24 protein-coding genes are annotated in these 25,040 nt (G+C 66.2%); 10 read left to right on the top strand and 14 right to left on the bottom strand.

The window, feature by feature from the left end:
• Positions 1 to 85: 85 nt before the first annotated feature.
• Positions 86 to 2,260, top strand: coding sequence for an acetoacetate--CoA ligase (locus ACTIF6_RS17915; RefSeq protein WP_439589284.1), 2,175 nt, complete (start codon positions 86 to 88; stop codon positions 2,258 to 2,260).
• Here ACTIF6_RS17915 and ACTIF6_RS17920 read toward each other — a convergent pair.
• Entirely contained in the window at positions 2,244 to 2,888 is a 645-nt protein-coding gene (locus ACTIF6_RS17920) for an NAD(P)-dependent oxidoreductase (RefSeq protein ID WP_439589285.1), read from the bottom strand. The two genes, ACTIF6_RS17915 and ACTIF6_RS17920, sit on opposite strands and share 17 nt — an antisense overlap.
• A gap of 104 nt (positions 2,889 to 2,992) precedes the next feature.
• Here ACTIF6_RS17920 and ACTIF6_RS17925 point away from each other — a divergent pair, with 104 nt between their 5' ends.
• Positions 2,993 to 3,976, top strand: coding sequence for a LysR family transcriptional regulator (locus ACTIF6_RS17925; RefSeq protein ID WP_439589286.1), 984 nt, complete (start codon positions 2,993 to 2,995; stop codon positions 3,974 to 3,976).
• Here the strand turns inward: ACTIF6_RS17925 and ACTIF6_RS17930 are convergent.
• The 3 genes from ACTIF6_RS17930 to ACTIF6_RS17940 all read right to left on the bottom strand — a co-directional run bounded on the left by ACTIF6_RS17930 (position 3,909) and on the right by ACTIF6_RS17940 (position 5,948).
• Positions 3,909 to 4,814 (bottom strand): DMT family transporter, encoded by a 906-nt coding sequence (locus ACTIF6_RS17930; RefSeq protein ID WP_439589287.1) that lies wholly within the window; start codon positions 4,812 to 4,814, stop codon positions 3,909 to 3,911. The two genes, ACTIF6_RS17925 and ACTIF6_RS17930, sit on opposite strands and share 68 nt — an antisense overlap.
• A 19-nt stretch (positions 4,815 to 4,833) precedes the next feature.
• Complete coding sequence (locus ACTIF6_RS17935; RefSeq protein ID WP_439589288.1) at positions 4,834 to 5,325, bottom strand: MarR family winged helix-turn-helix transcriptional regulator; 492 nt, start codon at positions 5,323 to 5,325, stop codon at positions 4,834 to 4,836.
• 101 nt (positions 5,326 to 5,426) lie between these two features.
• Positions 5,427 to 5,948 carry a flavin reductase family protein gene (locus tag ACTIF6_RS17940; protein ID WP_439589289.1) on the bottom strand — a complete coding sequence of 174 codons (522 nt, stop codon included), beginning with the start codon at positions 5,946 to 5,948 and terminating at the stop codon, positions 5,427 to 5,429.
• A gap of 61 nt (positions 5,949 to 6,009) precedes the next feature.
• On the opposite strand from ACTIF6_RS17940, the gene ACTIF6_RS17945 reads away from it, so the two are divergent.
• The 4 genes from ACTIF6_RS17945 (at position 6,010) to ACTIF6_RS17960 (ending at position 10,132) form a co-directional block, all read left to right on the top strand.
• On the top strand, positions 6,010 to 7,059 hold the full coding sequence (locus ACTIF6_RS17945; protein WP_439589290.1) for a peptidase M29: 1,050 nt from the start codon (positions 6,010 to 6,012) through the stop codon (positions 7,057 to 7,059).
• An 85-nt stretch (positions 7,060 to 7,144) separates the two neighbouring features.
• Positions 7,145 to 7,954, top strand: a complete 810-nt coding sequence (locus tag ACTIF6_RS17950) for an alpha/beta fold hydrolase (RefSeq protein WP_439589291.1) — start codon at positions 7,145 to 7,147, stop codon at positions 7,952 to 7,954.
• Positions 7,955 to 7,977: 23 nt separating this feature from the next.
• Positions 7,978 to 9,246 carry an acyl-CoA dehydrogenase family protein gene (locus ACTIF6_RS17955; protein WP_439589332.1) on the top strand — a complete coding sequence of 423 codons (1,269 nt, stop codon included), beginning with the start codon at positions 7,978 to 7,980 and terminating at the stop codon, positions 9,244 to 9,246.
• Positions 9,239 to 10,132, top strand: coding sequence for a M14 family zinc carboxypeptidase (locus ACTIF6_RS17960; protein WP_439589292.1), 894 nt, complete (start codon positions 9,239 to 9,241; stop codon positions 10,130 to 10,132). Before ACTIF6_RS17955 ends, ACTIF6_RS17960 begins: the two co-directional genes overlap by 8 nt.
• 9 nt (positions 10,133 to 10,141) lie before the next feature.
• Here the strand turns inward: ACTIF6_RS17960 and ACTIF6_RS17965 are convergent, their stop codons facing one another.
• Positions 10,142 to 11,491 carry a D-amino acid dehydrogenase gene (locus tag ACTIF6_RS17965; RefSeq protein WP_439589293.1) on the bottom strand — a complete coding sequence of 450 codons (1,350 nt, stop codon included), beginning with the start codon at positions 11,489 to 11,491 and terminating at the stop codon, positions 10,142 to 10,144.
• Positions 11,492 to 11,603: 112 nt separating this feature from the next.
• Between ACTIF6_RS17965 and ACTIF6_RS17970 the strand changes: the two genes are divergently transcribed.
• Together ACTIF6_RS17970 and ACTIF6_RS17975 are read left to right on the top strand one after the other, a co-directional pair.
• A complete protein-coding gene (locus ACTIF6_RS17970) occupies positions 11,604 to 12,533 on the top strand; it encodes a LysR family transcriptional regulator ArgP (protein WP_439589294.1) in 930 nt (309 codons plus the stop codon).
• Between the two features lie 95 nt (positions 12,534 to 12,628).
• Positions 12,629 to 13,276: a TetR/AcrR family transcriptional regulator gene (locus ACTIF6_RS17975; protein ID WP_439589295.1), complete on the top strand. Its 648-nt coding sequence runs from the start codon at positions 12,629 to 12,631 to the stop codon at positions 13,274 to 13,276.
• Positions 13,277 to 13,286: 10 nt separating this feature from the next.
• Here the strand turns inward: ACTIF6_RS17975 and ACTIF6_RS17980 are convergent, their stop codons facing one another.
• The 3 genes from ACTIF6_RS17980 to ACTIF6_RS17990 are packed head-to-tail and all read right to left on the bottom strand — an operon-like array spanning position 13,287 to position 15,600.
• Positions 13,287 to 13,709 carry a universal stress protein gene (locus ACTIF6_RS17980; protein WP_439589296.1) on the bottom strand — a complete coding sequence of 141 codons (423 nt, stop codon included), beginning with the start codon at positions 13,707 to 13,709 and terminating at the stop codon, positions 13,287 to 13,289.
• 23 nt (positions 13,710 to 13,732) lie between these two features.
• On the bottom strand, positions 13,733 to 14,569 hold the full coding sequence (locus tag ACTIF6_RS17985; protein WP_439589297.1) for a metallophosphoesterase: 837 nt from the start codon (positions 14,567 to 14,569) through the stop codon (positions 13,733 to 13,735).
• Between the two features lie 14 nt (positions 14,570 to 14,583).
• Complete coding sequence (locus ACTIF6_RS17990; RefSeq protein ID WP_439589333.1) at positions 14,584 to 15,600, bottom strand: LysR family transcriptional regulator; 1,017 nt, start codon at positions 15,598 to 15,600, stop codon at positions 14,584 to 14,586.
• A 106-nt stretch (positions 15,601 to 15,706) separates the two neighbouring features.
• Here ACTIF6_RS17990 and ACTIF6_RS17995 point away from each other — a divergent pair, with 106 nt between their 5' ends.
• Positions 15,707 to 16,276, top strand: coding sequence for a hypothetical protein (locus ACTIF6_RS17995; RefSeq protein ID WP_439589298.1), 570 nt, complete (start codon positions 15,707 to 15,709; stop codon positions 16,274 to 16,276).
• A gap of 63 nt (positions 16,277 to 16,339) precedes the next feature.
• On the opposite strand, the gene ACTIF6_RS18000 is transcribed toward ACTIF6_RS17995, so the two are convergent.
• From ACTIF6_RS18000 to ACTIF6_RS18020, 5 genes are all read right to left on the bottom strand, one after another.
• The gene (locus ACTIF6_RS18000; protein WP_439589299.1) at positions 16,340 to 18,199 is read right to left on the bottom strand and encodes a phosphoenolpyruvate carboxykinase (GTP); all 1,860 of its coding nucleotides are present in this window, start codon (positions 18,197 to 18,199) and stop codon (positions 16,340 to 16,342) included.
• Positions 18,200 to 18,581: 382 nt separating this feature from the next.
• Complete coding sequence (locus ACTIF6_RS18005) at positions 18,582 to 18,725, bottom strand: hypothetical protein (RefSeq protein ID WP_439589300.1); 144 nt, start codon at positions 18,723 to 18,725, stop codon at positions 18,582 to 18,584.
• 52 nt (positions 18,726 to 18,777) lie between these two features.
• The gene (locus ACTIF6_RS18010) at positions 18,778 to 19,188 is read right to left on the bottom strand and encodes a PaaI family thioesterase (RefSeq protein WP_439589301.1); all 411 of its coding nucleotides are present in this window, start codon (positions 19,186 to 19,188) and stop codon (positions 18,778 to 18,780) included.
• Between the two features lie 4 nt (positions 19,189 to 19,192).
• The gene (locus ACTIF6_RS18015) at positions 19,193 to 20,653 is read right to left on the bottom strand and encodes a mechanosensitive ion channel (protein WP_439589302.1); all 1,461 of its coding nucleotides are present in this window, start codon (positions 20,651 to 20,653) and stop codon (positions 19,193 to 19,195) included.
• Between the two features lie 84 nt (positions 20,654 to 20,737).
• Entirely contained in the window at positions 20,738 to 21,934 is a 1,197-nt protein-coding gene (locus ACTIF6_RS18020; protein ID WP_439589303.1) for a threonine ammonia-lyase, read from the bottom strand.
• A 193-nt stretch (positions 21,935 to 22,127) separates the two neighbouring features.
• On the opposite strand from ACTIF6_RS18020, the gene ACTIF6_RS18025 reads away from it, so the two are divergent.
• Positions 22,128 to 24,521, top strand: a complete 2,394-nt coding sequence (locus tag ACTIF6_RS18025) for an ATP-binding protein (RefSeq protein ID WP_439589304.1) — start codon at positions 22,128 to 22,130, stop codon at positions 24,519 to 24,521.
• Between the two features lie 13 nt (positions 24,522 to 24,534).
• Here ACTIF6_RS18025 and ACTIF6_RS18030 read toward each other — a convergent pair whose 3' ends face one another.
• Entirely contained in the window at positions 24,535 to 24,819 is a 285-nt protein-coding gene (locus ACTIF6_RS18030; RefSeq protein WP_439589305.1) for a hypothetical protein, read from the bottom strand.
• Between the last annotated feature and the right edge of the window lie 221 nt (positions 24,820 to 25,040).

The following is a 25,040-nucleotide window of genomic DNA, read 5'->3' on the forward strand; positions in this document are numbered from 1 at the left end:
GGCATTGTGCTCCCAATGGCATTGCGCTGCCCCAACCGTGCAAACCCTAGGCACCCTCCGCAAGGGCGCGAACTAAGCTCGGCCCATGACCGCGCCCTATGTGCCCCAGATCCGCCTCTACCAACAATGGCTCACCGAACACCGAGGCCTGCGCTTCGACAGCTACGACGCGCTGTGGCGCTGGTCCACCACCGAGCTTGATGCCTTCTGGCAAAGCATCTGGGACTATTTCGAACTGCAGTCGCCCACGCCGCACACGGCGGTGCTGGCTACTAACGTGATGCCGGGTGCGAACTGGTTTCCTGGCGCGCAGGCGAACTACGCGCAGCAGGTGATGCGCCATGCACGGCCCGCGCACGCGGCCGGTTTTGCGGCCGTGGTCAGCCGCAATGAAAAAGGCCGTCGCACCGAGCTGAGCTGGCCCGAGTTGCAGCGCCAGGTGGCATCGCTTGCGCTGCACCTGCAGGCCCAGGGCGTGAAGCCGGGCGACCGCGTGGCCGCCTACCTGCCCAACATTCCCGAGGCCATGGTGGCCTTTCTTGCCACCGTGAGCATCGGTGGCGTCTGGAGCATCTGCGCACCCGACATGGGCACGAACGCGGTGCTCGACCGATTCCGCCAGATCGAGCCGGTGGTGCTCATCGCCTGCGACGGCGTGACGTACGGCGGGCGCGATTTCGACCGGCTCGACGTGGTGGCGCAGTTGCGCGCGGCCTTGCCCACCGTGCGCCACGTGGTGCTGCACACCAACCTGGCTGAAGGCGATACGGCGCAGGCCGAGGCCCTTCAACGCGCCGCGCCCTGCACGGGGTTCACGGCTGCCACCGCGCGCGACGACGACAGCGTGCACGCCTTCGAACCCCTGTGGCTGCCGTTCAATCACCCGCTGTGGATCGTCTATTCCAGTGGCACCACCGGCCTGCCCAAGCCCATCGTGCACGGCCACGGCGGCACACTCATCGTGGGGCTGGCACTGAAGATCCTGCACAACGACATCGGCTGCAGCTACGCCCCCAACAGCTGGGGCGAGCGCTACCACTGGTACAGCTCCACCGGCTGGGTGATGTGGAACGCGCAGACCAGCGGACTGCTCAACGGCACCACCTGCGTGATCTACGACGGCAACCCGGGCGGCAGCAAGGAACGCCCGGACTGGACCACGCTCTGGCGCTTCGCCGCCGAGGAAGGCGTGACCTTTTTCGGTGCCGGCGCGGCGTTCTTCGCCAACTGCCTCAAGGCGGGTGTGGACCTCTCCACCTGCGGCGATCTCTCGGCCGTGCGCGCGCTCGGCACCACCGGCTCACCCCTGTCTGAAGACGCACAGCGCTGGGGCACGGAGCAGTTCGCCCGCATCGCGGCCCTGCGCGACGATCCGGCGCCGGGCCGCCCCAAGCCGGATCAGCCCCCTCGGGGGGCAGCGACCCGCGCAGCGGCGGAGCGTGGGGGCGAGATCTGGTGGTGCAACATCTCGGGCGGAACGGACTTCGCTGGTGCCTTCATCGGTGGCCATCGCGAACTGCCGCAGACCCCAGGCCGCATGCAGTGCCGCCTGCTCGGCTGCGCAGTCGAGGCCTGGAACGAGCAGGGGCAACCTGTCATGGACGAGGTGGGGGAACTCGTGTGCACGCAACCCATTCCCTCGATGCCGCTGTACTTTGTGGGCGACGTCGACAACCGCCGGCTGATCGGCAGCTATTTCGACACCTACCCGCCTGGCCAGGGGCGAAAGCCCGGTGGCGGTGATCTCGATGCACAGGCGGGCGCGGTCTGGCGACACGGCGACTGGCTGCGCATCCACCCGGACGGCTCCTGCGTCATCTACGGCCGCTCCGACGCCACCATCAACCGACACGGCCTGCGCATGGGCACGAGCGAGCTTTACAGCGCGGTGGAGGCCCTGCCCGAGGTGATGGACTCGATGGTGGTGGACCTGGAATACCTGGGCCGCGAGAGCTATATGCCGCTCTTCGTGGTGCTGCGCGAAGGCCACCAGCTGGACGATGCAACGCGGCAGCGCATCGTCGACCGCATCAAGACCGCGCTCTCCCCGCGCTTCGTGCCCAACGACGTGTTCCAGGTCGCCGAGATTCCACGCACGCTCTCGGGCAAGAAGCAGGAACTGCCGATCAAGAAGCTCTTGCTGGGTCAGCCGCTGGAGAAAGTCATCAACCGCGAGGCCATGGCCAATCCAGGATGCCTGGAGTGGTATGTGAGCTTCGCGGCTTCGCGGGTGTTCGGGACGCTCAGTTCGCTACCGTAAAGCGCTGGCGCACGTGCTTGGGTTTCTCGATCTCGTCCACGATCGCCACCGCCAGGTCCTGCACCGAAATGCCGGCCGGTTGTTCGCCCTGACCGGGCAGCAACTGGTCGCCACCCACGCGGTACTGGCCCGTGCGTTCGCCCGGTGCGAGCGCGATCGGCGGTGAGAGGAAGGTCCAGTCCAGCGCGGTCTCGTTGCGCAGGCGTGTGAGCAGGTCGCGCGCGGCGAGTGCGCCCTGTTTCCATTCGGCTGGGAACTCCGGCGTATCCACCAGTTGCAGGCCGGGCACCACTTCCAGGCTGCCCGCGCCGCCCACGGCCAGCACGCGTTTCACACCCGCCTGCTTCAGACCCGCCAGGATGCCGTCGTAGCCTCGGCCGAACAGGCGGAAGATGTCCGCTTCGCCCCAGCCCGGGTTGTAGGCGCTCACCACGGCGTCGTGGCCGGTGACGGCCGAAGCCACCTCCGCAGCCTGGGCGACGTCGGCCTTCACCACCTTCAGCGTGGCCTGGGCAGCCAGCTTTTCGGGGTGGCGCGCGAGTGCGGTCACAGCGTGGCCGCGGGAGAGCAATTCGGTCAGCACGGCGCTGCCGACGAAGCCGGTGCCACCGATCAGGGCGATTTTCATGATGAGGTCCTTTTCAAAGGGTTGCGATGACAGTTAGTGTCACAGCTACATAAAATCGGCGGTAGAAGGCAATTTCATCTATCTTTATGTAGAAAATCTAACGAATGAGCGAAACCACCACCTGGACCGACAAGCTCAAGCGCATGGCCCTGTTTGCCGAGATCGTGGACAGCGGCTCGATCAGCGCGGCGGCGCGCCGTGTCGGCAGCACGCCGTCGGCGCTCAGCCAGCAATTGCGACTGCTCGAGCAGGCCTTGGGCCTGGTGCTGTTGAACCGCTCCACGCGGCGCATCACGCTCACCGAGGCGGGTGAGCGCTACTACCCCGCGTGCGCGGCCATGGTGGCGCAGGCCCGCAGCGCCGATCAGGCGCTGGAACGCCTGCGCGACGAGCCCGAGGGCGAGTTGCGGCTGGCCGCGCCCATCGGCTTCGGCGAACTGCTGGCCACGGCGCTCGAGCCGCTGCGTCGGCATCCTCGCCTGCGCCTGCATCTGCTGCTGGACGACACGCGGATCGATCTGCTGGCTTCTCGCGTGGACATGGCCTTGCGCACGGGCCCGCTGCCGGATTCGTCGCAGGTGGCCCGGCCCCTGGGCCACCTGCCTCGGCAGTTGTGCGCTGCGCCACGTTACCTGGCTGAACGCGGCTGGCCGCAGCATCCCCGCGATCTCGCACAGCATGACTGGCTGGGTCTGCCGCCCCGGCAGGGCAGTGCCGAAACCCTGGAACTGACCAACGCACATGGTGAACATGAGACCGTGCGCCTGCAGGCGCGCGTGCAGGCGAGTCAGGTAGTCGCGCTGCAGGCCATGGCCGAGGCTGGTTGGGGCATCCAGATCGCCGTCACCAAGGACACCCGGGTCGCGATGACTCAGGGCAGACTGGTACCGGTGTTGCCCGGCTGGCAACTCGCGCCCATTCCGGTCTTCGCAGTCACACCCCGTCGCGACGAACTCCCGGCCAAAGTGCGCCATGCGCTGGCAGCGCTGCGCGCGCACTTCGACGCCGATCCGGCCGGCATCAGCGTCGGGACACCAGCACGATCCCCAGCGCCACACCAGTCAGAGCCACCACCAGCTGCGGGGTGAGCGGCTCGCCCAGCAGCACAATGCCGAACACCAGCGCGAAAACCGGTGTGAGGAACGTGAAGGTCGACATCTGCGTGGCCGGGTAGTGGCGCAGCATCCACATCCAGGTGAGGTAGCTGGCGAAGGCGCCCACCACGGTCTGCAACACCACCGAGCCCCACGCCAGCGCCGAATAGTTGACATCCCAGGTCTCGCCGAGCGCCACCGAGAGCAGCGGAGCCACCAGCGCGGTGACGGCCAGTTGGTAGAACAGCGTCTTTTCTGCGCTTGCGCTGGTCAGGCGAGTGGCGCGAATCGTCAGCGTGGTCAGTCCCCAGAGCACGCCGGCTGCCAGGCCCATCAGGTCGCCGCGCCACTGGCCAGCCACGGGCGAGGTGTGCAGGAAACCTTCGCTGAAGGCGATGGCCACGGCCGCAAACGCGATCACCATTCCGGCCCACTGGATGCGGCGCAGCTGTTCACCAGGCACCACGCGCGGCAGCAGGATCGCCACCACGAAAGGGCTGGTGTAGAGGAATACCGTCAGGCGCGAGGCGCTGGTGTGCATCAGGCCGAGGTAGATGAAACAGAATTCGCCCGCGAACAGCAGGCCGGCCAGGACACCAGCGCGCAAGGTGCCGTCGCGCTCGAACAGCGGCACCCCGCGCGCCGCGCACCAGGCCCAGAGCAGGGCAGTGGCGCCCCACATGCGCAGGGAGGCCTGCCACAAGGGAGGAATCTCCCGGACCGCGTACTTGATAAGGATCTGCTGGAAGCCCCAGAAGGCACAGCAGAGAATGAGCAGCGTGATGGCAAGCGCATCCAGGTGCGCCTTTCGTTGGGCAGTGGCAGCGGTCATGGGAAGGGATTGTCGGTGCTTAGTCCGGTTGCGCCAGACGGCGCAACTGCGCCTTGAGCCGGCGCACCTCGGCTGCGCTCAGGCCGGCGAGCACGGTGGTCTCATGGGCACGCGCCTGCAAGATCAGTGGCGCCACCTTCTTCTGCCCGGCTGGCGTGATGGCCACCAGCGTGCGGCGCTGGTCGGCGGGGTCGTCGCGCAGCACCACCCAGCCCTGCGCGGCCAGGCGCTGCACCAGCTTGGTCACCGTGGGTTGCAGGCTCAGCACGTCCTGCGTGAGCTGGCCCACGCTGATCGGCGCCTGGGACTCGAGCACCGCGAGCACCCGCCACTCGAGTGAGCCCAGCCCGGCTTCGCGCACGACGTCGTCGAAATCCTTGAACAGGGCGTGGTTGGCCTGGCCCAGGAGATAGCCCAGATATTCGTCGACGAAGCGGGAGCCCCCACGCTCCGCCGCTGCGCGGGTCGCTGCCCCCCGGGGGGGCTGGCCTGGCTTGGGGCGGCCCGGCACTGCGGCCTGGGAGCCCCCACGCTCCACCCCTTTGCGGATCGCTGCCCCCCGGGGGGGCTGGGCCCGCCTTGGGAGCGGCCCTGCGGCTGGCCCGGCTTTGCTCACAAGGGATGTTCAGCGTAGAAGCGGCCACCGTGAAACAGCAGCGGCGATGCGTTGGGCCGGTGGCTGCAACGCTCGACTTCACCCACAAAAATCACGTGATCACCCTCGGCGTACTGGCTGCGGTTGAAGCATTCGAAGCTGGCGGCCGCGCCATCGAGCACAGGTGCACCGCTCGGGCCGGTGCTGAAGCCCACACCGGTCCAGCGGTCGGCGCCGCGCGTGGCGAAGCGCTCGGCCAGGGCTTGCTGGTCGGCCGCGAGCACGTTGATGGCGTAGTGCCCCCCGTTGGAAAACACCGCCAGCGAGCCGGCGGCCCGGCCCAGGCTCCAGAGCACCAGCGGCGGACTCAGCGAGACCGAGTTGAACGAATTGGCCGTGAGACCCACCAGCTCTCCCGCATCGGTGCGCGCGGTCACGATGGTCACGCCTGTGGCGAACATGCCCAGGGAGGCGCGGAAATCGTGCACCGAGAAATCAGGAGGCCTGGCTTGCAGGCCAGCGGAGCGAGCGGGTGACATGGTTGGAATTTATATGAAAATTCATGAATAATGGCAACACCACCACCAAAAAGGAGACTTCATGCTGCAGGAGCGGATCGAACCCGCCTGGATTGACGCCTTCGAAACGGTGTTGCGCCGCTGCGCACTCCAGCCGGGCGACACTGTGGCCATTCTCGGTGAAACCCAGAGCCGCACGGTGCTGCTGGAGCTCGCCCGGCTCGCCGCGAGCCGCCTGGGCGTGCGGATATTCACGCTCGTGCTGCCATCTGTGTTCAGTGCCAGCGAACCGGTTTCGCGGTCCACCGGCGCCAGCCCGGCGATCCAGCAACTCGCGCCGGTGATCGCCGCGCTCGCGGGTTGCACGCTGGTGGTGGATTGCACGGTCGAGGGCCTGATGCACGCGCCCGAACTGCCTGCGATCCTCAAGGGCAACGGGACCACGCAGCCGCGCATCGTCTACGTGAGCAACGAGCACCCTGAAGCGCTGGTTCGCCTGCTGCCCGACGGCGCCACCGAAGCACGTGTGAAGGAACATGTGAAACGTGTGCGTGGTGCCAAGGCCATGCACGTAACCTCGCCTGCAGGCACCGATCTCTCGATCTCGCTCCAGGGCGCGGTGGCAGGTGGCAACTGGGGCACCACCACCCGCGCCGGCACACTGACCCACTGGCCTGGTGGCATGGTGCTGGCGTTTCCCTCCGCAGGCAGCGTCAACGGTACCCTGGTGCTGGCCGAGGGCGACGTGAACCTGACCTTCAAGCGCTACATCGAGCGTGCCATCACGCTCACCATCGAGGACGACCATGTGATGCGCATTGATGGAAGCGGCGTGGACGCCGAGCTGCTGCGCAGCCACTACGCGGCGTGGGGTGAAAAGGAGGCCTATGCCGTCAGCCACGTCGGATACGGTTTGAACGAGGCTGCGCGCTGGGACAGCATGGCGCTCTACGACAAGCGCGATTTCAACGGCACCGAACTGCGCGCCTTCGCCGGCAACTTCCTCTACAGCACCGGCGCCAACGAGGTGGCAGGGCGCCACACGCGCGGCCATTTCGATTTCCCTCTGCGCCATTGCACCGTGACGCTCGATGGCACGGCGGTGATCGACGCGGGCAAGGTGGTCGCATGAACGGCCGCCGCGCAGGGCCGCCCCAAGCAAGGCCAGCCCCCTTGGGGGACAGCGCAGTACGCGCAGCGACAAGCGTGGGGGCGTCATGACACCCGCCTTCACCATGCTCGGCAGTGGTCCCACTGTGCTCATGCTGCACGGCATCGGCGGTGGCCACCTCGCTTTCTCACCCCAGGTTGAAACGCTGGCCAACGCAGGTTTTCGTGCCGTGGCCTGGGACATGCCGGGTTACGGCCACAGCGCACCCATCGAGCCCTACACCTTCAAAGGCCTCGCGCAGAGCTGCGTGGACCTGATCGACGCTTTGCAATGCGAACACGTGACCCTGCTTGGCCACAGCATGGGCGGCATGGTGGCGCAGGAAGTGATGGCACGCCGGCCCGATCGCGTGAACCGGCTGGTGCTCTGCGGCACCTCGGCCGCATTCGGCAAGCGCACCGATGGCCGCAGTGCCGACGCCTGGGCACGCGAATTCGTGAACCAGCGCACCGCGCCGCTGGATGCCGGCAAGAGCATGGCCGATGTGGCGCAGAAGCTCGTGCCGCAGATGGTCGGTCCGGGCGCCCTGCCTGAAGGCCTGCGTCTGGCCGAGCACTGCATGTCCAGTGTGCCTGCGGCCACCTACCGCCGCGCGCTCGACTGCCTGGTGACCTTCGACCGGCAGCACGCACTGGCCGACATCCGCGTGCCCACGCTGCTCATCGGCGGCGAGTTCGACCGCGTGGGCTCGCCAGCGGTCATGAAGCAGATGGCGCAGGCCATTCCACAGGCGCGCTATGCAGAGCTGGCCGGTATTGGTCACCTGATGAACCTGGAAGCGCCCGACGAATTCGATGCGCTGCTGATTCACTTCCTGCGCGAACCCCTGCCCGTGGCCACACAGGGCACCCACTGAGCCGACGGAGACACGCCATGAACATGCCTTTGCCTGCCGCTGCCGCCACCGGCCTGGATTTCACACCCGCCGTGGGCGACCTGCCCTTCACCCCCCTGCAGCGCGAGCTGCTGGCCCGCGCCCATGCGCTGGGCCGAGACCGCTTTGCCGCGCGCGCCGCTCAGTGGGACCGCGAGGCCAGCTTTCCCTTCGAGAACTACAAGGACCTGCGTGAGGCCGGTTTCCTCAAGCTCTGCGTGCCCACTTCTCACGGAGGCCTTGGCGCCGACTACACCACCTACATGATGGTGGCGGCCGAAATCGGGCGCTTCTGCGGCGCTACCGCGCTCACCTGGAACATGCACATCTGCAGCACCATGTGGACCGGCGTGCTCGCCGACGGTATCGCCATGACCGACGCGCAGCGCGCCGAGCACCTGGCGCGGCGCGAGCTGCACTTCCGCCGCATCGTGAACGACGGTGCCATCTACGCGCAGCCTTTCAGCGAAGGCAGCGCCGCCGCCGCCGGCCGGGCGCCCTTTGGCACCACGGCAAAAAAGGTCGATGGCGGCTGGCTCGTCAACGGCCGCAAGATCTTCGCCAGCCTCTCCGGCGCGGCCGATTACTACGGCATCCTCTGCACCGAAGACAAGGGCGATGACCACCCCGACGCGCGCGACACGCTCTACATCAGCGTGCCGGCCACCAGCGAGGGCTTCTCCATCAGCGGCGAATGGGACCCGCTGGGCATGCGTGGCACCGTCAGCCGCAACCTCGCTTTCAAGGACGTGTTCGTGAGCGACGCGGAGCAGCTCATGCCGCGCGGCATCTACTTCAAGGGCGCACAGACCTGGCCGGCCATGTTCTTCACCCTTTCGCCCACCTACCTGGGCCTGGCCAATGCGGCCTACGACTTCACCGTGCAGTACCTGCGTGGCGAGGTCGAGGGCGAGCCACCGGTCAAGCGCCGGCAATACCCCACCAAACAGATCGCGGTGGCGCAGATGCGCATCCAGCTCGAAAATATGAAGAGCATCTTTGCCCGCGCCATCGCCGAGGCACGACCCAACCCGTCGAAGGACGAGAAGTTGCGCCTGTACGCCGCGCACTACAGCGTGATGGAGGGCGCCAACGACATCGCACGCCTCGCCATCCGCACCTGCGGCGGCCAGAGCATGATGAAACACCTGCCGCTGGAGCGGATGTACCGCGACAGCCGTTGCGGTGCGCTCATGCTGCCCTGGACGGCCGAGCTCATCCTGGACCGCATGGGTCGCGAGACCTTGTACGAGGCCGGTGAGCGCGATGAATGAGCTCGCCCGCAACGGGCTGTGGGCGCTGGCGCTTGGTCTGACGGCAGTGAGCATCCACGCAGCCCCGCGCGGCATGGAAACATCCTCGTCCACGCCGGATGCATCACCCTGCGATGCCTTTGTGGCCCGCCTGCCGAACCTCAAACGCCCCCTGTGCGATGCCGCCGAGTTGAAGGACACCGGCGGGCGTTCGGTGCAGGGTCGGCCTCTGTTTGCGCGCGACGTCGTCGGGCCGGACGCGCGCCTTCGTGTGCTGGTGGTGGGTGCGATGCACGGCGACGAACTGTCGTCGGCCTCGGTGGCGCTGCACTGGATCCAGCACGCCGTGCAGACACCTGTCAACGCCCACTGGCGCTTCCTGCCCGCGCTCAATCCCGACGGGCTGCTGGCCCGACCTGCGCGGCGCACCAACGCGCGCGGCGTCGATCTCAACCGCAACTTCCCCACACCGAACTGGAAGCGCGACGCCAAGGTGTACTGGGAGCAGCGCACCCGCAAGGACCCGCGCCGCTGGCCCGGTCCCAGCCCGCTGTCCGAGCCCGAGTCACGGTTCCTGCACGAAGAGATGGCGCGCTTCCAGCCCCACCTCATCGTCAGCATCCATGCGCCCTACGGCGTGCTGGACTTCGATGGCCCCGGTGTGCCGCCGCCGCAACTGGGCCGGCTCTACCTGGACCAGGTGGGCATCTTTCCGGGCAGCCTGGGCAACTATGGCGGCGTGCACCAGGGCATGCCGGTGGTCACCGTGGAACTGCCCAACGCGTTTCGCACACCGCTGGACGCAGAGATGCGGCAGATGTGGATGGACCTGTTGCGCTGGATGGGCGAGCGCATCGCGCCCACCGTGGCGCCCATGCCCGCGTTTCGACCCCACCGGCCGGGCTGAGACGCTCGTTCAGCCCCGATCGGTCTGCAGGCGCCTGGGCAATGGGCTGGATACCGGGCCGTTGCGGGAATCCATGCCGTAGAAGCCGAACTGCATGGCAGGCTGCTCGCCGCTGATGAGTTCGGCCAAGGCCTTGCCCGATCCCGCACCGTGCGTCCAACCGAGCGTGCCGTGGCCTGCGTTCACCCACAGACGGCGCAGCCTGGAGCGGCCGATCAGCGGGATGTTGGTCGGCGTGGCCGGGCGCAGGCCGCACCAGAACTTCGGATCACCGCCTTCCTCCGGCGTGCGCGTGTCGGCCACCCCGGGGAACACCTGCTCGATGCGGCGCACCAGCATTTCGCAACGCTTGCGCGCCAGCGGTGTGTTGAGCGAAAGATCGAAACCGCCCAGCTCGATGGTGCCGGCCACGCGCAGGTGGCTGCCCAGGCGCGAAACCGCGCACTTCATCTGGTCGTCGATCATGCTCACGTTCGGCGCGTGATGGGGCCGCATCAGCGGCAGCGTGGCGCTGTAGCCCTTGCCGGGGTAGATCGGCACGTTCACGCCCACCGACTTGAGCAGCGGCGTGGTGTAGGAACCGCAGGCCACCACGAAGGCGTCGGCCTTGAGCAGGCTGGCCATGCCGGTGGCACGGTCGCGCACGCGCACCTGCCGCACCTCGCTGCCGTCGCTCTCGATGCGTTCGATGTCGTGGCCGAACATCAGCCGGGCACCACGCTGGCCGCACAGGGCCGCCAGCTTCTGGGTGAACACCCGGGCATCGCCCGATTCGTCGGTCTTGGTGTAGGTGCCGCCGACGATGCGATCGGCAAACGACTTGAGCGCCGGCTCGATCGCCAGCAGCTCGTCGCGCGAGACCACGCTGCGCTGCACGCCGAAGCGCTGCATCACCGCGGCAGCGCCAGCCGCGCCGTCGAAGGATTTCTGGTCGGTGTAATAGTGCGCGATGCCGCGCTCGAGCCGGTGGTATTCGATGCCGGTCTCGCTCACCATGTCTTTGAGGGCGGCGTGGCTGTAGGCGCCGAGCGCCACCAACTGGGCCACGTTGCGCACGAACGCGGCGTCGTTGCATTCGGCGAGGAATTGCAGGCCCCAGCGCCATTGCGCCCAGTCGAGCTGTGGACGAAACAGCAACGGGGACTCGTCGGAGAACATCCACTTCAGGGTCTTGAGCGGCGCCTCCCGGTTGGCCCAGGGTTCGCAATAGCTCACCGAGATCTGAGCCGCGTTGGCGAAGCTGGTTTCCAGCGCCGCGTCCTCCTGTCGATCCACCAGGGTGACCTCGTGACCCCGCTGCAGCAGGTGCCAGGCGGTGCTGACCCCGATGATGCCCGCGCCCAATACCGTGACTTGCATGGCCTGCTCCAGAAAATGAATGGAATTGGGTACGCAGTATGGGAAAAACCCGGCTCTAAGTGAAGTGAAATTAAACTAAAATTACTGACATCAGAACGGCTTATAAGTTGTCATGAGCACATTTGATCCCGACGCCCTTGAATGCCTGGCCGCCATCATTGAGGAGGGGGGGTTCGAACGGGCTGCGCAGCGGCTTTCGATCACCCAGTCGGCCGTATCACAGCGTTTGCGCGCACTCGAGGCCCAGGTGGGCACGGTGCTGATCGTGCGCAGCCGGCCGCTCAAGCCCACGGCGGCCGGCCAGCTCATGCTCAAGCACGCGAAGATGATGCGTCTGTTGCGCGCCGATCTCGAAAAAGACCTGAAAGAACTCGCGCCCAGTTCCACCGGCGGTGGCCGGGAGGAAGAGCGCATCTCGGTGGCCATCAACGCCGACAGCATCGCCACCTGGGCACTGCCGGCGCTGCACCAACTGGCTTGCAACGGCCTGCCCATCGAAATCATCACCGACGACCAGGAGTTCACCCACGAGTGGCTGCGCGAAGGACAGGTGTTGGGCTGCGTGACCTCCCTCGGGCAGGCCTTGCGCGGATGCCGCATGGAAGCCTTGGGCACGATGGACTACGTGGCCGTGGCCCACGCCGATTACGCAGCCGTGCACTGCCCCAAAGGACTGAATGCGCACAATTTCCACAAGGTTCCCTTTGTGGCCTTCAACCGCAAGGACAACCTGCAGCACAGCTTCGTGACCAAGGCCTTTGGCCTGCCCCGGGTCATGCTCAAGCAGCTCTTCGTGCCTTCCAGCGAAGGCCAGGTGCGTGCGGTGCTGGGCGGCTGGGGCGTGAGCGTGCTGCCCGAGCTCCGGGTGCGCGACCAACTGGTCAGTGGTGAACTGGTCAACCTCGCGCCGCGCCACCAGCTCGGCGTGGCCTTGTACTGGCATTGCTGGAACCTCAGCTCGGATGTGCTGGATGGCTTGAGTGCCGCCTTGCGGGGAGCCGCTGCACAAAACCTTCGCTCCGGCGTGGCGGTGTCGGCCTGAGTCTGGACGTCAGGTATTCAAAGTGACCGATCGGTAGGAATATCGACGGACCCGTCAAACTCAGGCAGAATTCGCCTCCGATCACAAGGATGTCCATGACCAGCGCCCTCCTCAAGCCGGCCGCAGAAACGCCCCCCAAACGAAGCTTTCGCGCCCAGATGCACCTCGCCCGCGAGGACGCCATCGTTTCTGCCGTGAACCGCCTGCTGGCCGAGAAGGGCTTCGAGGCCATGACGGTGGATGAGGTGGCGGCGGAGGTCGGCATCGCCAAGGCCAGCCTCTACAAGCATTTCCCCAGCAAGGAAGATCTGGCGGCGGCGGCCATGGTTCGGGTCATGGACCGCGCCCGCGCCTTTCTCGACAGCCTGCAAGGTGGCAACGCCGATGCCCGCCCGATCGATCAGTTGCGCGCGGTCGCGCGCTGGACGCTGGAAGTGCAACTGGCCGGTGAGATGCCTTCGCTGCCCAGTGAGAATTCCAGCCTGCGCGCAGCGCTCACCACCAACAAGGCTTACGTGGACGGGCTGATGGACGTGAGCGATCGCCTCGGTGCGTGGATCACGGCCGCGCAGGCCGACGGCAGCCTGAACAAGGCGCTGCCGCCCATCGCCGTGCTCTACACCCTGTACGCGCGCGCCTGCGATCCCGTGCTCGGTTTCCTCAAGAGCCACGGCCAATACAGCAGCGAGCAGATCATCGACATGGTGCTCGGCACCTGCTTCGAAGGCCTGCGCGCCCGCTGACCGGCGCGCGTCAGCGCACCAGCAGGACCGGCACGCCGCAGTGCGCGAGCACCTGCGTGGCGACAGATCCCATCACCAGATTGCCCAGCGATCCGTGGCCGTGGGAGCCCATCATCAGCATGTCGAACTTGCCCGCGTCGGCAACCTTGGCGATCTGCTCGCCCGGCGAGCCCACCTTGTAGACGACCTTGGGCTCAATGCCGTGGCGCTTGAGGAACTTCACCACCGGCGCCGTGACCTTGCCAGCTTCTTCCGCGTAGTACTCGTTGGCCGCATCGGCACCCACTGCGGCGCGCGCGCGGGGAGGCAGAGGCGGCTGCACCGTCAACAGGGTGAAGGCGTTGGATGCGCCGAACAGTTCATCGTGCGTGGTGAGGTAGCCCAGCATTTTCTTGGTGTAGGCGCTGCCGTCGACAGCCAGCAGAATTTTCATGGAGGTCTCCTGTTCAAGGTTGGTCAAGGGGCAGTGTAAGACCTGTGCCGCGGCCCACTTTGCGCTGGCTCAAGAGACCCCTTCGTATCGGGCACGCTGATCAACTGGCGCGGCACGAAGCCAGCCTGCTCGTCCTTGTCGCTGTAGCCGAGCGGGTTGGCCACGATGCGGCAGCGCCCCACCTGGATGTCGGTCGGGCAGTGAAGGTGGCCGTGCAGCCAGAGATCGGCGCGTGGCAACCACGCGTCCAGCGCATTGCAGAACCCCGCCGTGCCAGGGCTCAGGCCGTAGCGGGGGTCCATGCTGTGCAGCGTGGGAGCGAAATGCGTGACCACCACGGTGGTGCCGTCGAATTCTTCGGTCAGCGCTTCTTTCAGCCACTGTTGGCAATCCAGCGCAAGTTCGCGCATGGCCTGGGCATCAAACAGACGGCCATCGCGCAGGCCCGCCATCTTTACCAGGTAGTGATTGGCCGCGCGGAACGCTTTTTCACGATCTCCCAAAGCGTCGTAGTCGCTCCACAAGGTGGTGCCCACGAAGCGCACACCCTGCAGCACGCGTGTCTCGCGCTCAAGCCAGATCAGCCCCAGGTGTTCGCAAGCCGCGCGCAGCTCGATGTGTGCTGCGTCCACGTCGAGGGCGTCGTACTCGTGGTTGCCCGGCACGAACAACACCGGCACGGGCCAGTCCGCAAAACGACCCAGGCCCCAGTCGGGCTCGTCCATGGTGCTGCCGTCACGGCGCTTCTGGTAGGAGCCCACGTCGCCCGCGAGCACCAGCAGGTCTGCGCCGGGTGCAGGCTCGGGACGGAAGTCGGGGTTGGCTTCGAGGTGCAGGTCGCTGAGCAACTGGATGTTCATGCGGGCATTGTCGATCAGGGCTTTTGGGCGGGGCGCTTACGGGAACGGCGCGGCGCGGGCGCGTCCGTTGGCCGCGTGGTGCGGAATCCAACGGCGGAGGCTCGCTCCACCGCCTGGCGCAGCCAGCGGTGCGCGCTGTTGTGCATGGCGTTGCGGTGCCACAGCGAATCCACATGCACGGCCGGCACGGCCAGGGGCAGCTCGCAAAGCGCCAGTTCGTGCTCGATACCCGTGGCGCCCACGAAGTGGCGCGGCAGCACGGTCAGCAGATCGGTGGTGGCGACCACGCGTCCCGCGGTGAAGAACTGGTTCACCGTCAGCACCACCCGGCGCTGGCGCGACAGGGCGGCGAGCGCCTCGTCCACGAAACCGAACGGGCGACCGGAGAAACTCACCAGCAGGTGCCGCGCCTCGCAATAGGTGTCCAGGCTCATGGTCTGGCCAGCCAGCGGATGACCGCGGCGCATGACCACCACGTACTCGCCATCGTAGAGGCGCTGGTGCAGGAAGTGCGGGTTGCGCTCCTGCAGGTGCAGCGCGCCCAGTTCGGCCAGCACGCCGGGGAAGTGGCCGATGGCCAGATCGGCCAGGCCCGATTCGAGCATGTCGCGCGGATCCCGCGTGGTCAGGGGCAGCACGCGCAGGTTGGCTCCGGGCGCCTCGCTTTCAAAGATGTCCATCAGGCCAGGGACGAGCTTGGCGGCCGTGGCGTCGGCCATGGCCAGCACGAAGGCGTTTCGCGCGCTGGCCGGGTCGAAAGTGCCGGGCGCCAGGGACTGGCGCAGCAAATGCAGCGCATCGCGCACCGTGGGCCACAGCGCCAGCGCGGTCGGCGTGGGCTCCACGCCGTAGCCGGCGCGCTGCACCAGTTCGTCGCCCAAGACCTCGCGCAGGCGACGCAGGGCGTTGCTCACCGCAGGCTGTGTCATGGCCAGGTTGTGTGCCGCGCGCGTGAGGTTGCGCTCGGCCATCACCTCGTCGAACACGCGCAACAGGTTCAGGTCGAGTGTGCGGAAATTGAGGTTATTTATCACCCGTGTGAATGTAAGGCATCACAAGAATAAATTGGCGAATAATTGGGGTTTACCCTAGTATTGCGGTGTCCAAAAGACATTTCATCCTTTTCAGGAGTCCGCCATGAGCAGTTTCGCATCCACCCATTCCTCCCCCCTGGGGCTGAGCGCCGCAGCCGGTTCGGCGCGCAACGAAGCCGGTAGCCGCTTCGCGGGTACGCGCGGGTTGGCAGGCCTTTTGCTCGCCGCCGTGGTCGCGGGTATGGTGGTGCTGGCCGATCAGGTGATCAGCACCTGGGCCGACGGGCACCTCTTCCTGGCCTGGGTCCTGCTGTGGGTGGTGGTGTTTGCAGGGTTGGCGCTGTTTGCCGGTACCGCCCGCTCCCTGGCGCGTCGCGCCGGTGTCTATCTCGACAGCTGGTCGCAGTCGATGGCCGAAGCCCGCGCCGAGATGCGCATGTGGGAAATGGCACGCCACGATCCGCGCCTGATGAGCGAACTGACGCTGGCCCGTACGCGTGCCGAGGCTGCAGAAGATGACATCGTTGCCACCACGGGTCACACCGACTTCAGCGAAGCCCTGGCACCGCTGGGCATGGAAGTGAATGTGAAGGCAGATGCCGCCGAAAGCTCGGCGTGGGACCGCTGGGTCGAATTCCGCAGCCGCCAGGCCTTGCTGCACCGCTTCGTCTGAACGTCGAGATTCGCCCATGAAAAAAGCCACCGCATGCGGTGGCTTTTTCTTTGGGTAAGTGGATCAGGCGACCAGGCGCTTTTCGATCTGTGCCTTGGTGTCCTGCAATTCGCGTGGCAGGTGGTGGGCGAGCTGCGTGAACAGTTCGCCATGGAGCTCCAGTTCCTTGGCCCAGGCGTCCCGGTCGATGTGGGTCACCGTGCGGTACTGTTCGACCGTGAAGTCCAGGCCATTCCACTGGATGTCTTCATAGCGCGGGCTCAGGCCGAAGGCATGTTCGGTGCCCTGCTGCGCACGACCTTCCAGGCGATCGATCATCCACTTGAGCACGCGCATGTTTTCACCGAAGCCTGGCCAGACGAACTTGCCGGCCTCGTCCTTGCGGAACCAGTTCACGCAGAAGATGCCGGGCAGCTTCGCGCCCTGGCTGGTGAGCTTCTGGCCCAGGTCCAGCCAGTGCTGGAAGTAGTCGCTCATGTTGTAGCCGGTGAACGGCAGCATGGCGAACGGATCGCGGCGCACCACGCCTTGCGCACCGAAGGCGGCGGCTGTCGTTTCCGAGCCCATGGTGGCGGCCATGTAGACCCCTTCGGTCCAGTTGCGGGCCTCGGTCACCAGCGGCACGGTGGTGGAACGGCGGCCACCGAAGATGAAGGCGTCGATCGGCACGCCGGCCGGATCGTCCCACGCGGGATCCAGTGCCGGGTTGTTGGTCGCGGCCACGGTGAAGCGCGCGTTCGGATGGGCCGCCTTGGCGCCGGTTTCCTTCGCGATCTGCGGCGTCCAGTCCTTGCCTTGCCAGTCGATCGCGTGCGCGGGCGCATCGCTCATGCCTTCCCACCACACGTCGCCGTCGTCGGTGAGCGCTACGTTGGTGAAGATCACGTCGCGGTCCAGGCTGGCCATGCAGTTGGGGTTGGTCTGCTGGTTGGTGCCAGGTGCCACGCCGAAGTAGCCCGCTTCCGGGTTGATGGCGTAGAGGCGGCCGTCGGCATGCGGCTTGATCCAGGCAATGTCGTCACCGATGGTGGTGACCTTCCAGCCCTCGAAGCCCTTGGGCGGAATCAGCATGGCGAAGTTGGTCTTGCCGCAGGCGCTGGGGAAAGCCGCCGCCACGTGGTACTTCCTGCCCTGGGGGTTCGTCACGCCAAGAATCAGCATGTGTTCGGCCAGCCAGCCTTGCTGGCGACCCATGGTGGAGGCGATGCGCAGCGCGAAGCACTTCTTGCCCAGCAGCGCGTTGCCGCCGTAGCCTGAGCCATAGCTCCAGATCTCGCGCGTCTCGGGATAGTGAACGATGTATTTGGTGGTCGGGTTGCAGGGCCAGCCGTTCTGGTCCTTCTCGCCATCGGCCAGCGGTGCGCCCACCGTGTGCACGCAGGGCACGAACTCACCGTCGGTGCCCAGCACATCGAACACCGCCTTGCCCATGCGGGTCATGAGCTTCATGTTCACTGCCACGTAGGCGCTGTCGGAGAGCTCGACGCCGATGTGGGCGATCGGACTGCCCAGGGGGCCCATGCTGAACGGGATCACGTACATCGTGCGCCCGCGCATGCAGCCGTCGAACAGCGGCTGCAGGGTGGCGCGCATCTCGGCAGGCGCTTTCCAGTTGTTGGTCGGGCCGGCATCTTCCTGCTTTTCCGAGCAGATGAAGGTGCGGTCTTCCACCCGGGCCACGTCCGAAGGGTCGGAGCAGGCCAGGAAGCTGTTGGGCCGCTTGACCGGGTTGAGCCGCTTCATCGTGCCCGCGTCCACCAGTTGCTGGCACAGGCGGGCGTATTCCTCATCGCTGCCGTCGCACCAGACGATGCGGTCGGGCTTGCACAGCGCGGCCATGTCGGCCACCCAGGCGACCAGCCGGGCGTTCTTGACATGCGCGGGGGTGTTGAGGGCCAGGCCCTGCATCACAGGAGAGTTCATGGATCGGCTCCAGAAGTTTGTAAAGCGGCGAGCCTCCAAGACACCAACAGCCGCAGACGTCACGCTGGGTGACGGGGCGGCTGTTTCGGAAATCCCGGGGCATAAATCTGCGGTCGGCGCCTGGCTGCAATGCGGGTGGCGCATGCAGCGGAAGAGACAAAAAACCGGGCTTGTGGACCCGGGTCTTGATCGGCGTGTCGGCCAATGAGGCGATTTTATGAAAGTGCCCGGAAGGTTACGAAGTAGTTACATGCAAAACCCGCATAACGTGATGCATTAAACGGTCTGACGGGGATGGGCGGGGGTTTTCGGGCGGCAGCCATGAAAAAAGGCCGGATCCCACCAGGGATGCCGGCCTTTTCGGCGCAACCTTGAAGAACGTTCAGGCCATGTAGATGGCGATGAAGGCCAGCAGGAACATGAGAACGGCACCGGCCACGGGCAACACGACGGGCATGTAGGGAACGATGGATTCCACCAGATCCTCGGATGCGTCGCTGGGGGTGTGGTGGTCGTGGCTGGACATGATGAGCTCCGTCGGTGGTTTCAAAACTCCGGGGATTTTAAGGGAAGCCGAATCACAGCAGCGCGTAGGTTGTGCTTGCGCGGCACACGCTCTTGCCATCGTTGGCTCCGCAGATGTCGATCTCGCCGAACACCAGGTTCTTGCCGGCGCGGATCACGCGGGCGGTGATGCGCGCGTCCTGGTTCGAAAGTGGCTTGAGGAAGCTGGAGTTGAGCTGCACCGTGGTCATCGGACGTTTAACGCCGAGCTGGGTGACGATGGCCAGCACCATGGCGGTGTCGGCGGCCGACATCATGGCCTGGCCGCACAGCATGCCGCCCACGCGCGAAAGCTGGTCGCTTTGCGGCAGGCGCAGGGTGACCTCGCCGTCGGAGAACGACTCGACCTGCAGGCCCATGGCCTGGATCCAGGGGGCGAACCAGTCGGCCAGCAGGCCCTGAAGGGATTCGACGCTGGTCGTCATGCGCTCATTCTCCCCGGCGAAAACGGGCGAGCCAGTGGTCCATCAGCTTGCCAGCCGCTTCTCGCCCGCCCAGGCCGAAGGAGAGTGCTACCGCCACCGCCACCGCACCCAGCGTGAGACCGAAGGCGAGGTTGACGATGTCGTCGGCGATGCCCATGGCGCGCAGGCCCATCGCGATGACCAGGGCGAGGATGGCGTAGCGGCCGATGCGTGCCAGGCCCTTGGTACCGGCGCCGCTGGCGCGGTCGATGGCTTCGTAGGCCACGTTGGCCAGCCAGAAACCGATCACCAGAATGGCCGAGCCGAGCAGGATGTCGCCACCGAAGCGGATGAAGCTGGCGACGATGTCGCTGACCTGCATGAAGCCGAGCTGGGCGGCGGCCTCCACGGTGGCGAACAACATGGCGAAGAACAGTGCCACGCGTCCCACCATGGCGGAGGCGCTGGTGCGTTCGAAGGCGTGCGCCATCTGGATGCGCGCAGGCAGCGAATCGAAACCCAGCGTAGCCAGCAGGGTGGCGAGCAACTGGCTGGCGAACGAGGCCACGAGCCAGGTGACCACAAGAATGAGGGCGGCGGCGATCAGGTTGGGCACGGCCTGCATCAGGGTCTGCAGCATGTCGGTGGCCGGGCGGGAAATCGCCTCGACCTTGAGCGCGTCCAGCGCGGCGATCAGCGAGGGCAGGAACACCGCCACGAACACCAGCAGCCCGATCACGCGCGAGAGCCGCACGGTGTCGCTCAGCCCGGCGCGGCTGCCCAGCTTGTCCACGCCGGCCGTGTGGCTCAGATGGGTGGTGAGGTTGCGCAGCACCGTGGCCAGGATCCAGCCCACGCCGCCGATGATCAGCGCGGCCACTGCATTGGGCAGCATGTCCAGCGTCTTGGTGACCATGGCGCGCAGCGGGTCCAGCAGACCTTCGAGCTGCAGTGCGCCCAGGATGGCGGGCACGAACAACAGGATCACCAGCCAGAACAGTGCGCCCGAGAGACTTTGCCCGATGGGCGCCATGTCGGCGTGCTCGGAGAGCTTTTCATCCAGCGTGGTCTTGTCCAGCAGCTTCTGCGAGATGGCACGCACCACGCTGGCCACCAGCCAGCCCACCAGCGCCAGCACCAGGCCGCCCAGCAGGCGCGGTGCGTATTCGAAAAGCTGGGTGGTGAAGGCCGAGAACGGCCCCGAGACCAGTGCCAGGTTCAACGAGTTGAACACCGCCACCAGCGTGAGCAGGATCACCAGCCAGAACAGCGCGAGCGCCACCGCGCCCTCGATATCCACGCCGGTGCCGGTGAGCTTGCCGAAGCGGTGGTTCACGCCGATGAAGCCCAGTGTCTTGCGCGCCGCGGCGCGCACAAGCACGGCGATCAACCAGCCCAGGATGAAGATGGCCAGCGCGCCCAGCAATTGCGGTATGTGGGTGCCGAGCGCGCTTTGCAGCGAATCCCACAAGGCATTGGTGTTCATGGTGCGTCCTCCTTGGTGCGGTTGCGATGCGGGGCATGATGTCAGAGCGCGCCGCGCCGCGTCAACCCGACGCCCTCAGGCATTTCAGAGCAACGAAGCTTCGAAGCCGGCTTCCTGGAGGCGCTCGATCACCTGTGCCACGTGTTCACGCCCACGCGTCTGCAGCACCAGTTCAATGGCCACGTTCTGCGCCGCGAGCAGCGTGAACGCGCGCTGGTGGTGCACTTCGTCGATGTTCGCGCCTGCGTCGGCCACGGTCGCGGTGATGCGCGCGAGGTTGCCCGGCACATCGCGCGCATTCACCTGGATGCGCGCAAGCCGCCCGGCGCGCACCATGCCGCGCTCGATGATGGAAGCCAGCAGCATCGGGTCGATGTTGCCGCCGCACAGCACCAGGCCGACGCGCTTGCCCGCGAAGCGCCTGGGGTGCTTGAGCAGCGCGGCCAGGCCGGCTGCGCCCGCGCCTTCCACCAGCGTCTTCTCGATCTCCAGCAGCATCACGATGGCCTGCTCGATGTCGCCTTCGTCGACCAGCACCATGTCGTCGACCAGGTTGCGAATGATGGTCTGCGTGATCTCGCCCGGCGTACCGACCGCAATGCCCTCGGCGATGGTGCTGCTGCCCTGTGCGAGGTGCGTGCCCTTGATGGCGTTGTACATGGCGGGAAAACGCTCGGTCTGCACACCCACCACTTCAATGCCCGGACGGATCGCCTTGGCGGCCGTGGCCATGCCGGAGATCAACCCGCCACCGCCCACGGCGATCACCAGCGTGTCCAGGTCGGGCTGCGCGCGCAGCATCTCCAGCGCGACCGTGCCCTGGCCGGCCACGATGGCGGCATCGTCGTAGGGATGCACGAACACCAGCCCCTGCTGCTCGGCGAGTTCGCGCGCATGGGCGCGTGCCGCTTCCAGGGTGTCGCCGTGCAAAACCACCTCGGCGCCGAAGCCGCGCGTGCGCTCCACCTTCACACCCGGCGTGAAGCGCGGCATGACGATCACCGCGCGCAGGCCCAGCCGTTGTGCGTGGTACGCCACACCTTGCGCGTGGTTGCCCGCGCTCATCGCGATCACGCCGCGTGCCCGTTCGTCGGCGTCGAGCTGCGCGAGTTTGTTGCAGGCGCCGCGTTCCTTGAACGAGGCGGTGTACTGAAGGTTCTCGAATTTCAGGAAAACCTGACAGCCGGTGAGCTGCGACAGTGTGCGGGATTCCACACAAGGCGTGTCCAGAATCTGGCCCGCCAGACGGTCGGCTGCCGCTTCGATATCGCTTTGTTGCACTTGAGTGTCAATTGGTGGCTGCATGGCGCGATTGTGAACGCGCATCGACGCCCGGTGCGCTGATAAAGCCCTACAGATTCCTCAAACGCGCATCATCAGTCACTTCCATGATTGATCAAGCTGGGTTATGGTCCGATCGACTGCCGGCCTGGGCACGGCATGGCGTCGTTGGAAAGGATGTCTGGAGGTCTGTATGAACAAGCGATCGTTGCCGCCACCGGCCGCTGCGACCCGCTCGGTGCACGACGCACGAGAGGGGCGCCAGCCCTTCGCAAGCGAAGGCCGTGTGTTCGTGCCCCCGGGTTTGCGGCAGGCGCCGGTGCTCGATCTCATGTGCTCGCACTTCGTCCTTACGCTGGCCGCGCGCCAGGGTCCGCGCTTCAACGTGCGGCGCGACCTCAACACCCTGCTTTCGCTCGCTGGCCGCCACCTGGTCTGGCCGCACACCGTGCTTTCCCGCCTGCGCGAATTCCTGCAGCGCCGGTGCAAGGAAAACGAACTCTGGCTGGGGCACGACCGCCTGACCACCAACGCGTTCATGGAGCGCTATGGTGTCTGGCGGGGCCCCTACGAGGAAGGCACGCTGTTCTTCTACCTCGACGAATACGCCAAGGAGTCGCCCAAGGACCTGCTGTCGGTGCTCGCCGTCACGGGCGAATGGCTGAGCCAGGCGCTGAAGAAACAGTCGACCCTGGTGGAGAAGAACATCGACGCCCTCGCGGGCCTGTTGCAGCTCAACCGCGCTGAAAGAGCCCTGCTGCTCTACGGCACGCTGGCGCGCTACCAGCGCGACCTGCGCTCCATCCTGGTGGAATTCAAGGTCAACAACGCGCCCGAGGCTTACGCCGCCATCGCCGATGTGGCGGGCGTGAAGGCCAGCGAGGTGGGCGAGGCCTTGCGCGCGGGCTCGCGGCTGGAGCGCATCGGCATGGTGGAGAACCTGATCTCCGAGCACAACATCACCGACCTGGCCGACCTCATGAAGGTCAGCGAGAAGCTGCCTCCGGTGCTGATGCGCGAGTACCGCACACAGAGTGAGCTCATGGCCGTGTTCACGCGGCCAGCGGCGCGGTCTGCGCTGAGCGAGAAGGATTTTGACTACGTGGGTGAAGACGTACGCCTGCTCTGCGGTCTGCTGCGCGAGGCCGTGGCGCGCAAGGAGCCCGGCGTGAATGTGCTCATGTACGGCCCGCCCGGCACCGGCAAGACCGAGCTGGCGCGCGTGGTGGCGCAGGCCGCCGGCCTCGAGCTCTTCGAGGTGGAATACGCCGACCGCGACGGCAACGCGCTGTCGGGCCGCGACCGCTACCGCTCGTTGCAGATCGCGCAGGTGTTCCTGAAAGGCACGGCGCACTCGGCGCTGCTGTTCGACGAAGTGGAGGACGTGTTCCCGCCCATCTCCAGCGAAGCGGCGCAAATCATGGCGCGTGCCGAACACGTCGCGGCCTCGCACACTGGCAGCGTCAGTGGCAAGGCCTGGGTCAACCAGATCCTGGAAACCAATGCCGTGCCCACGTTGTGGGTGACCAACCGCATCGAACAGATCGATCCGGCGTTCCGCCGCCGTTTTGCCTACCACCTGGAACTCAAGAGTCCGCCGCCCGGTGCGCGCGAGCAACTGGTGCGCAAGACGCTGGAAGATGCCCCCGTGTCCGATGCGCTGGTGGCCCGCCTGACCGAACGCAAGGGGCTCACCCCGGCCCAGATCCGCACTGCGCTGCGCTTCGCCCAGCTCGCCGCCAGCCCCCGCCCGGCCACGCGCCGCCGCAGCAAGGCCCCCGTGCCCGTGCTGGATGCGCTGATCGAGCGCCAGCTCAAGAACGCCGACCTCGCGCTGGGCCGCAAACCCGATATCGTGCAGCGGCCCAGTCCCACGCAATACAGCCTGGACATGCTCAACGTCGAGTCGCGCCACGAACTGCCGCGCATCATTGCCGCGCTCAAGGCGCGGGGCCATGGCTGCCTGTGTTTCCACGGCGCGCCGGGCACCGGCAAGACGGCGTTGGCCGAGCACCTGGCGCAGCAGCTCGAGCGCCCGCTCATGATCCGCCGCGCCAGCGACCTGGTGAGCAAGTTCGTGGGTGAAACCGAACAGCAGATGGCGGCCATGTTTCGCGAGGCGGAAGCCGAAAAGGCCGTGCTGCTGCTTGATGAGGCCGACAGCTTCCTGCAGGACCGCCGTGGCGCGCAACGCACCTACGAAGTGACCGAGGTCAACGAGATGCTGCAGGGCATGGAGCGTTTTGCCGGCATCTTCATCTGCACCACCAACTTGATGGACAGCATCGATCAGGCGGCGCTGCGGCGTTTCACCTTCAAGATCCGCTTCAAGCCGCTCACGGCGACGCAGCGTGAGACGATGTTCGTGGTGGAGGCGCTCGGTGGCGATGCGTCGCGGCTGGACGCTTCACTGGTCAACCGGCTGGCCAAGCTGGAACAGCTCTGCCCTGGCGACTTCGCCGCCGTGAAACGGCAGGTGGAGATCCTGGCTGAAACCATGGAGCCGGAGGAATTCCTGGCTCAGCTCGAGGCCGAGCACCGCATCAAGCCCGAGGTGCGGGAAGCCCGGAGCATGGGCTTCACCTGACGATCAACCCCGTTCAGTGCAACAGGGCCATGGGGCCCGAAGGCAGTTCTTCGGGGGAATAGTCGGGGTGGTTGGACACGAAGAAGCGCAGCTTCTGATCCAGCCGAGACACGCGCGTGTTGGCTTCGCTTTCGCAGTGGTGCTTGGAAATCAGGTTGAACAGCTTGCCGCGCAGGAACCACAGGTCTTTCGGCGTCTGACATGACATCAATGCAGCGTGGATGCGCGTGCGCAACGGGTCCTTGATGTCGGCCATGGCCTCATGGAACTCGTCCACGAGGAAGTCGAGTTCCAGCACTTGGGTGTCCTGATCGTGAACCGGACGGGTTTTGCCAAACCATGGCAACCTGAAAAACATGAAGCGCTCCGTTGTCTGACGTCCGGTGGATGAGAGAACTCCCCCGGCTACCTTCCATTCATCGACAGACGAACGGCGCGCTTGAGCGTGAAAAACCTCCTTAAGGTGACTGCTCCGATGGGCGGTTCGGCCTGTCAGCCGATGGTGAACAAGGCGGCTCG

This window comes from Hydrogenophaga sp., from assembly GCF_051860785.1.
GTDB lineage: Bacteria > Pseudomonadota > Gammaproteobacteria > Burkholderiales > Burkholderiaceae_C > Hydrogenophaga.